The sequence below is a fragment of the Campylobacter troglodytis genome (assembly GCF_006864425.1).
In the GTDB taxonomy this organism is placed as follows: domain Bacteria; phylum Campylobacterota; class Campylobacteria; order Campylobacterales; family Campylobacteraceae; genus Campylobacter_D; species Campylobacter_D troglodytis.
The window spans coordinates 20,824-29,145 of record NZ_QHLI01000036.1 but is presented as its reverse complement, the minus strand read 5'-3'; the positions used below and the strand labels follow the sequence as shown (position 1 = coordinate 29,145).

Here is an 8,322-nt window from a genome sequence, read left to right as displayed (position 1 = left end):
AGTTTTTTGAATTTAGAGTGTGTTTGATTTAAATTTAAGTTTCTTTCTAAGTTATCAAAGAAATGAGGCTAAATTTAATTTAGCTCAAGATACTTTAATAGGATACAAGATCATTTTAAAGTATAAAGAGTAAAATGAAAAATAAATATATGATTTATTCCCTAATTGTCTTAAAAGAAATTTAAGGAATTTTAAAGTTTTTTGCCCTTGATTTAGGGGCGAAAAAACGCTCTACTTTGTCAAATTTCAGAGCAAAGTTTGTGTAAAATTTTCAAAGAAATTCGCATTTTGATAGCCAAAGAGTGCGAAAAATCAGCAAAATGAAGTTTATTTAGAAAATGAGTGGTTGAAGTTGATGAGAGTTATTTTTTACTTCGCCTTACGGCTTGTCCTTGCTAGCAGAAGGGGGCAAGGCCTGTGCGTGGAAAAAGGGGGGCGTGGGGCTGGTAAAAAGACACCTGTGTTTTTACTTCGTGATACTCGTCTTGTAACTGCAAGCAAAAGGCTTGTTAAAACACAACGGCTTGTCTATACGCTCAAGCACTTGCTCTGCCAAAGAGTTATTGCCGATTATAAAAGACTTTGCAGATGCCCTAAACACTACAATTTTAGGAGAGCTTCAAAGCCTACGGTGCCTTGGTTGATTTTTTACTTTGCCTTGCTCGTCCCTTTGCGGAGCAAAGACACAAGATTTTGTAAAACACGCCAAATTCGAGTTTGCAAAGGGACACAACCACATAAACTAAATTGTGAATTTTTTTACTTCGTTACGCCTCTTGTAACTGCGTAGTAGAAGTTTGCAAAGTTTCGTTTGGCGAAATTTAGAAGCACAAAAGAGAAAATTTTATCCTTCACTTAAAAGAAACAAAATTAAGACGACAAATTTAGGACAAAATTCTCATCAAAATTTACTGAAATTAATAAGAGAAAATCCTATTAAAGTATCTTGAGCCTTTAATTAAAACTTTGAATTTAAAACACTGAGTATAATGCAAATTTAAGAAAAATTAGGCTTTAAGCTAGCTTTTACTGAATTTAAAGGCGACTTAATCTCAGTTTTAAGAGCTTAATTTTAAGCCTTTTTGCCATAGATATTTATGAGATAAATGGCACAAATTGCTAAGACGGTGCCAATTAAAGTTAAAAGGCTTGGTCTTTCATCAAGCAAGACAAAGCTACACAGCAAAGCACTTGCAGGCACAAGCAAGATGAAGGAATTTGCCCTTACAGAGCCAAGTTCTTTGATGCCCAAATAATAAATGCTTGTGCCAATGACGGTTGATAAAATGGCTACTATTAAGAGATTGCTCCAAAATTTGAGATCGGCTGTGAATAAAAAATATGTCTCTTGCATAAATAATATAGGAGTAAAGGCTAGTATGCTAATTATTGTGATATAAAAGTTCATAGCCAAGGGGTTCATCCTTATCTTTTGAGTAAAGATGCTCATAAAGGCCCAGTCCAAGGCACACAAAACAAAAAATACATTAAATTTACCAAAAAGCTCATTAAAGCCTCCTAGATCAAGAAGTAAGATCCCACTTAAAATGCCCAAAATAAGCCCTATGATCTCATTTTTAGGAACCCTTGGCTTTCGTTTGGTTTGATAAAATACTATAAACATCACAAGCAAATAGGTAAAAACAGGAGTAAGCGTTGTCGTTAAAACCCCTCCCTTGCCAGCTAGGCCGTAATTTAGCCCAGCAAAAAAAAGCAAGGAATAAAAGACATTCAAAACGCTTGCAATGAGGATCCATTTTAGGTTTTTTTTCTCAAATTTTAGAGGAATTTTAAGCCCTATAAGTAGGATCAAAAGTCCTATAAAGGTAAAGAAAAAACGCCAAAAGGCTATGATTTGAGAGGATGCATACTCAACTAAGATCTTAGAACAAGGCCAAGAAATTCCCCAAAATAACATAGCCAAAACCATCAAGGCAAGAAAGAATTTTTTTGTATCCATAGCCGTAATTATATAGTTTTTTGCTTAAAAATCTTAAAAAATAAGGCTTTTTAAAGAGTGTTGAATTACGCAGTATTTATACTTGTAAGCGTGGAAATTTCAAGGGCTTTGAATTTAAAAAGCATTCAAGCACTCATCTTAACTTAGAGCTTTGAATTTTAAAAGAATGCCCTTTTTTAAAAAAATGTTGATTTGTAACTCTAAGCCTACGGACGAAGAATCCATTAAATTCAAGGTATTTCTTCCTAAATTCGTAGATTCTTGGCATACTTTAGGAATGATAAATACGGTATTTATCTAAAATCAATCGTTTTTTAAAATATAGCCTAAAAGAATTTAAACTGTTATCTTTCAACTTAGAGCTTTGAATTTTAAAAGATTTTAAACAGTCTTTGAAAAAATGGGGGACTTATCTTGATTTATTTGAAACTTAAATTCAAGCCCTTGCAAGGTGAAACTGTGAATTTATTTGAAAAACAAAAAGCTCACTTTATTTACCTTATCCACTTTCGGTATCCCATGTTTTATCCTTCGTATTTTGTAATACCCACTTCTACTCCACAAGGGAGGGAACTTTGCTTTGTTTGCAAGATGAAGGCTTACTTAAATTCACACTTTTGCTTTTTAGGCTTCAATTTAAATCTTTCTTTAAATCAAGCCTTGGTTTTGTTGAATTTTTAAGCCTGTGTTTGAATTTAAAGCTTGAATTTCTTTTGCTTTATTCTTTATTTTAAGCTTCATTAACAGTTATAATGTTTATTTTGTGATTTTGCTTATATTAAGTTTTTTAAAAACACACTTTGCCATATTAAGCAAGATAAAAGAGTAATTTGTAAGAATTTTGTTAAGCAAAAAGTTATCTAAAAAGAAGTTTTTGCTAATTTAGCTTGAATTTTTTAAAAAATATGTATTTAAGATGAATATTTTAAGTTTTGTTTAAGAAATAAATTTTTGTATTTTAAGGCTTATTTTTTTTTTTTTTTGATATAATTTTGCTAACAGATTGCAAAGATCTGTAATTACCTATAAGGAGCTTGTAATGAAAAAATTACTTGTCGCAACTCTTGTTGCTTTATTTGGCCTTTGTGCCACTGTGTCTGCGGCTGAGCCTACAAAGAACACAAAGTCAGCAAAAAAGACCGAGGAAAAGAGTCTTCAAGACAATGTCAAGGACGCTGCCAAGGATAAGGTCAATGAGAAGATTGACGGAGCTGTTAATAAACTGCTTAAATTCTAAAAAAAGCCCAAATTTTTGGGCTCTTCTTTAATTTCACTACTTTTGCTTTTTTAATACACTTGAATTTTATCTTACTCTTTTAGTACCTCACTAAAAAATGACAAAGCCAGATTTTAGTCTGCTTTGATTGAATTTTGTATCTTTTAGATGATTATTTTGTGAGAAGGTATTTTTTGCATTGATCTGCATTGAAATATTTTCTCATAAATATTTTGTAACTTGAATTCTCATTTTATACTTTATTTTGAGGCTTCTTAAGGGCTTAAAAGAAGTAACTTGTTTGATGAGTGTCATTAAAAAATGCTTCATTAAAAAATGACTCAATTAAACTTAAAACAAAGAATGTTTAATTACTGTCTTATGAAAAGCAAAGTTTAATTTACAAATTTTTCTAAATGTAAGGGAAATTTTGAGATATTTCGCCTTTGGAGGCTAAAAAATTGCTGAAATTTGCAAAATTTCTTGTGCTTTCGTAAATATAATTTTGCGAGAAACTAGAATTTTAACCCTTAAAGAGTGCGAAAAAATTAGCAAGATGAGTGCTGAGATGGAAGTTGATGAGAGTTATTTTTTACAATGCTTGGCTCGTAACTGCGTAGTAGAAGGGGCAAAGTGCGTGTGAGCTAAGCGTGGATGTGTGGTTGGCAAGAAAACACAAGTGTTTTTACTTCGTTACGCCTCTTGTAACTACAAGCAAAAGGTTTGCTAAAATAATTTGGCAAGTTTATACTTAGCTTATAAAAACTTGCTTTGCTAACGAACTATTGCTTATAATAAGAGATTTAAGCGATATGAGCAAGAATAAATTTTATAGTGATTACTGGGCTGCTTATGATGGTTTAGTTAATTTTTTACTTTGCTTGTTTTTTTGTAAGAGAGAGCAAAGGCTCATTACCGAGTAAAGCATAACAGAAACGAGTTTGCACACTCGAGAAATCATATCAATGAAATTGTGAATTTCTGAGGACCTTGCTAGTTTCGTTTGGCTAAATTTAATGGCTAAAAGAGAAAATTTCATGCTTCACTTAAAAGAAACAGAATTTAGAAACAATATGAAAAATTTAAGACAAAATTCTCATCAAAATTTATTAAAGTTGATAAGAGAAAATTCTATTAAGTTTAATTGAGCCAAGAATTAATAATAGATAATTTTATTAAGTTTAATTGAGCCTAAAACATTAAGCCTATTTTCTTTTTACAAGCATATAAATTAAGGCCTTGTTTGAGGCAAAGCTAACGCGAAAGCGAAGAGGAAGCATCTTGATGTAGGTTTCACTTTTAGCTTGCAAGAAGGAATTAGTTATAGTATCTTTGATCTTAATCTCAGCTCCTACAAAGCACTCTACAAGCTCTTCTTTATGCTCATTTAAAAAACGTAGCTTAATATTTTTAGGCATCTCATCATCTATAAGCCCAAGTTCTGTCTTTTTAAGATAATTAAGATCAGCCTCCTTGTAGTTTAGATCGCAGACATATTCTTCAAAGAAGGAGCCGTTTTTTGTCATAGTTGGGCTGATATTTTCTTTTTGATAAGAAAGGACGAGGTTCTTGCTTGTAAGCTCAGCCCAAAAGATAAACTCATTTTGAGCTACAAGCTTCACAGCAAGAAACATTAGTAGGCAAATAATTCTTTCCACTTTTGTGCGTCTATTTTAAGTTCTAAATTCACCCTATAAAGCCCTTGATTAAAGTTCTCATCAACTATGTGAGCGTTTTTAATCAGCCCATTTACCTGAGCGGTAATGGTTGAGCTTCCAAGCATAGCGTCCTTAACTGTGTCCTTACCATTTACCTTAACCCCATAAAGCTTACTAGCAAGTTGGCGGTAGGCATCTGTGAGGGCTGCTCTTTTTGCAAGGGCAAGGGCTTGTGCGCCTGAGACTGTGTTTAGGGGTGCTATGCCCTCTCCAACTGCACCAAAGACAAGCTCATCATCTGTATTATCTAGGCTAAGCATTTTTTCTTGCCTAATGATGTCTCTAACATCGTCTTTGTCGACCTTTTGCACGATTATGTCCTGGCTACTTTTAGCAGGAGCTACTGTTGTGCTAGGGCTTGCCTGTAAGCTGTTGTTACCTCTTGTGGATGATCTTGGGGTCAAAACACAAGCACTGACTAAGAATGCTACAAAGAGCGTTAAAACTAGATTTTTCATAGTTTCCACCTTCAATTTATTGTATTTAGACATTATAAGCAAGATCCGTTCCATTTTTAAAACTTAGTCAAGCTCCTCATCCTCGCCCTCAAATTCATCTTGTTTTGGACATTTGGCTATGCTTACTACCTCATCATTTTCTACATTTACCACTATAACCCCACTTGTGTTGCGCCCAGCCTTGCGAATGCTTTGCATATCAACTCTTATCATCTTGCCACTGCTTGTAAGTGCCATAAGATCCATACCCTCATCAACCGTTATAACGCTGATTAAATCACGGGTCTTATCGGTTAGTTTCATGCAAATGACACCCTTGCCGCCACGATTTGTAAGACGGTATTCTCCGGCATTTGTCCTTTTTCCTATGCCCTTAGTGCTTATGCTTAAAACCTCTTGTTCATCATCTTGCACAAAGATAGCACCAACCACCTCATCATTTTTTTCTTTGAATTTAATGGCACTTACTCCCCTTGCCACTCGTCCTATCTCACGCACTCTTGAGAGGGAAAATTTTATACACATGCCCTTTTTTGTAACCACAAGCAAACTCTTGCCACCTTGTTCTAAATTTTCTGCACTAGGATCAAGTTCTTGTGAATTTTCATCTTTAAATTCAAAGCCTTCTTCTTTGCTTTGATTTGAGGCTAAAATTTCATTCTCATCCTTGTCAAAGCTTGAATTTTTTCTTTCAAATTCAGCATTTTGGCTTTCGTCAAATCCTGAATTCTCGCCCCTAAATTCAGCATTTGTTAAAGCCTCGTTTTCATCTCTTACTACAACAATAGCCGTTACAAGCTCGTCATTTTCGTCTAAATTTATGGCTCTAACGCCCACGCTTCTTATGTTTTGATACTCGCTTAAATTTGTTCGTTTAATCAAGCCATTTTTAGTGAAAAAGCACAAGGACTTGCTCTTTTCAAAGTCGCTTGTGGGGATGATGGCTTTAATCTTTTCATCTGCTTGCAAATTTATTAAATTCACCACAGCCTTGCCCTTTGCGGTGCGGCTACCTTCTGGGATTTTATAAACCTTTAGCCAGTAAAGCTGTCCTCTATCTGTTACAAACATAAGCGTATCGTGGGTGTTTGCGGTGAAAAAGCTCTCTATGAAGTCATCTTCGTAGGTTGTGATGGCTACCTTGCCCTTGCCGCCACGCTTTTGCTTTTCATAGGTCTTGCTTGGCACCCTTTTTATGTAGCCTCTGTGAGTTATGGTAACTACCATATTTTCATTTGGGATTAAATCCTCAATGTCTATGTCATCGTAATCATCCTCGATTTGAGTGATTCTTGGGACATTGAATTTATTTTTAATCTCTTTTAGTTCATCTCTTATTAAATCTTCAAGCAAAGCCTCGCTTTTTAGCAGATTTTCAAGCCTTTCAATCTCTTTTAAAAGCTCTTTTAGCTCGTTTTCTATCTTTTCTCTTTCAAGCCCTGTAAGTCGTCCTAGCCTCATTTCAAGTATGGCGTTAGCTTGGGCTTCGCTGAGTTTAAATTCACGCATCAAGCCCTCTTTTGCTACTACATTATCCGCACTTGCTTTGATTAGTGCTATGACAGCGTCTATGTTATCAAGTGCGATTTTAAGCCCCTCTAAGATGTGAGCTCTTGTTCTAGCCTTTTGTAACTCAAAAATGCTGCGGCGAATGATGACGGTTTTTCTGTGTGTCAAAAAGATATTTAAAAGCTCAATTAAAGAGAAAATTTTAGGCTCTTTGTTGTTAATGGCTAGCATTATGACGCCAAAGGTGCTTTCCATAGTGGTTGATTTGAAAAGATTATTGAGAACTATCTCGCTCATAGCATCTCTTTTTAGCTCGATGACAACGCGAATGCCCTCTCTGTCGCTTTCATCTCTAACCTCGCTAATGCCCTCGATTTGCTTTTCTTTAACTAACTCGGCGATTTGCTCGATTAAACGAGCCTTGTTTGTTTGATAGGGAAGCTCGTCAATGACTATGACATCTTTGTTTGACTTTTTTTCTATGTGGGTTTTTGCACGAATTTTAACCCGCCCCCTGCCTGTGCGATAAGCTTCTATAATGCCCTTTTTGCCGTAAATTATGCCCCCTGTTGGAAAGTCAGGTCCTTTGATAAACTGCATTAGCTCTTCTAAACTTGCGTTTTTGTTATCTAATAGATACAAGAGTCCGTCAATTAGCTCATTTAGGCTGTGTGGGGGTATGTTTGTAGCCATACCCACGGCTATGCCGCTGCTACCATTTAAAAGCAAATTTGGCACACGGCTTGGTAAGACATCTGGTTCTTTTTCTGAGTCGTCATAATTTGGGATAAAATCAACAGTTTCCTTGTCTATATCACGCAAAAGCTCGTGCGAAAGCGCACTCATCTTAGCTTCTGTGTAACGCATAGCAGCAGCGCCGTCTCCGTCAATTGAGCCGAAATTTCCTTGCCCGTCAATGCTTGGCACACGCATAGAAAAGCTTTGAGCCATTCTAACAAGTGCGTCATAAACGGCTGTGTCTCCGTGTGGGTGATAGCGACCTATGACAGCACCCACAATGCGAGCTGATTTTACAAAGGTGGTGCGAGACTTGCTCTCATCGTGCTCCATAGCATACAAAATGCGTCTATGCACGGGCTTTAAGCCATCTCTTGCATCGGGGAGGGCTCTTCCTATGATAACACTCATTGAGTAATCTAGGTAGCTTGCTTTGATGGAATTTTCTATATCTACTACTTCAATGTCCGAGTCAAACATACTATTCATAACTGTCCTTGTAAAAGTGGATATTTTAGTTTTAAAGAGTTGATTTTATCATATAAGCTTGTCATTTTTAGTTTTAAAAGCACTTTTTAAATTTCAAGCAAAAAGATTTTTTAATAAACTTCATTTTTAAAAGAATTTGCACCTTATAATATAAATTTTATTTATCAAATATTGCCTTGCTAAATAAGCTTAGTTTGTCAAAGAAGTTTTTGCTTTTTCAAATATCTGTTGCTT

The 8,322-nt window shown here is 35.2% G+C and carries 8 protein-coding genes; 4 read left to right on the top strand and 4 right to left on the bottom strand.

The genetic code is table 11. From position 1 onward, the window contains the following. The first annotated feature begins 355 nt into the window (after window positions 1-355). On the top strand, window positions 356-790 hold the full coding sequence (locus DMC01_RS08260) for a hypothetical protein (RefSeq protein WP_142693766.1): 435 nt from the start codon (window positions 356-358) through the stop codon (window positions 788-790). A gap of 282 nt (window positions 791-1,072) precedes the next feature. On the opposite strand, the gene DMC01_RS08255 is transcribed toward DMC01_RS08260, so the two are convergent. Next, window positions 1,073-1,960, bottom strand: coding sequence for a DMT family transporter (locus DMC01_RS08255; protein WP_142693765.1), 888 nt, complete (start codon window positions 1,958-1,960; stop codon window positions 1,073-1,075). Between the two features lie 1,039 nt (window positions 1,961-2,999). Between DMC01_RS08255 and DMC01_RS08250 the strand changes: the two genes are divergently transcribed. The 3 genes from DMC01_RS08250 to DMC01_RS16660 all read left to right on the top strand — a co-directional run bounded on the left by DMC01_RS08250 (window position 3,000) and on the right by DMC01_RS16660 (window position 4,099). Beyond that, window positions 3,000-3,197, top strand: a complete 198-nt coding sequence (locus DMC01_RS08250; protein ID WP_142693764.1) for a hypothetical protein — start codon at window positions 3,000-3,002, stop codon at window positions 3,195-3,197. 484 nt (window positions 3,198-3,681) lie between these two features. After that, window positions 3,682-3,819: a hypothetical protein gene (locus DMC01_RS16665; RefSeq protein ID WP_427846111.1), complete on the top strand. Its 138-nt coding sequence runs from the start codon at window positions 3,682-3,684 to the stop codon at window positions 3,817-3,819. Window positions 3,820-3,961: 142 nt separating this feature from the next. After that, window positions 3,962-4,099 (top strand): hypothetical protein, encoded by a 138-nt coding sequence (locus DMC01_RS16660; RefSeq protein WP_427846110.1) that lies wholly within the window; start codon window positions 3,962-3,964, stop codon window positions 4,097-4,099. 282 nt (window positions 4,100-4,381) lie between these two features. Here DMC01_RS16660 and DMC01_RS08240 read toward each other — a convergent pair whose 3' ends face one another. From DMC01_RS08240 to gyrA, 3 genes are all read right to left on the bottom strand, one after another. Continuing rightward, window positions 4,382-4,834: a hypothetical protein gene (locus DMC01_RS08240; protein ID WP_142693763.1), complete on the bottom strand. Its 453-nt coding sequence runs from the start codon at window positions 4,832-4,834 to the stop codon at window positions 4,382-4,384. Further along, window positions 4,810-5,352 (bottom strand): LPP20 family lipoprotein, encoded by a 543-nt coding sequence (locus DMC01_RS08235; protein WP_142693762.1) that lies wholly within the window; start codon window positions 5,350-5,352, stop codon window positions 4,810-4,812. Before DMC01_RS08235 ends, DMC01_RS08240 begins: the two co-directional genes overlap by 25 nt. Window positions 5,353-5,415: 63 nt before the next feature. Continuing rightward, the gene (gene gyrA / locus DMC01_RS08230; RefSeq protein ID WP_142693761.1) at window positions 5,416-8,088 is read right to left on the bottom strand and encodes a DNA gyrase subunit A; all 2,673 of its coding nucleotides are present in this window, start codon (window positions 8,086-8,088) and stop codon (window positions 5,416-5,418) included. Window positions 8,089-8,322: the final 234 nt, after the last annotated feature.

Excerpts from the sequence above, each read along its gene's own strand:
- DMC01_RS08260 (WP_142693766.1), top strand. The coding sequence starts at position 356 with ATGAGAGTTATTTTTTACTTCGCCTTACGGCTTGTCCTTGCTAGCAGA.
- DMC01_RS08255 (WP_142693765.1), bottom strand. The coding sequence starts at position 1,960 with ATGGATACAAAAAAATTCTTTCTTGCCTTGATGGTTTTGGCTATGTTA.
- DMC01_RS08250 (WP_142693764.1), top strand. The coding sequence starts at position 3,000 with ATGAAAAAATTACTTGTCGCAACTCTTGTTGCTTTATTTGGCCTTTGT.
- DMC01_RS08235 (WP_142693762.1), bottom strand. The coding sequence starts at position 5,352 with ATGAAAAATCTAGTTTTAACGCTCTTTGTAGCATTCTTAGTCAGTGCT.
- gyrA (WP_142693761.1), bottom strand. The coding sequence starts at position 8,088 with ATGAATAGTATGTTTGACTCGGACATTGAAGTAGTAGATATAGAAAAT.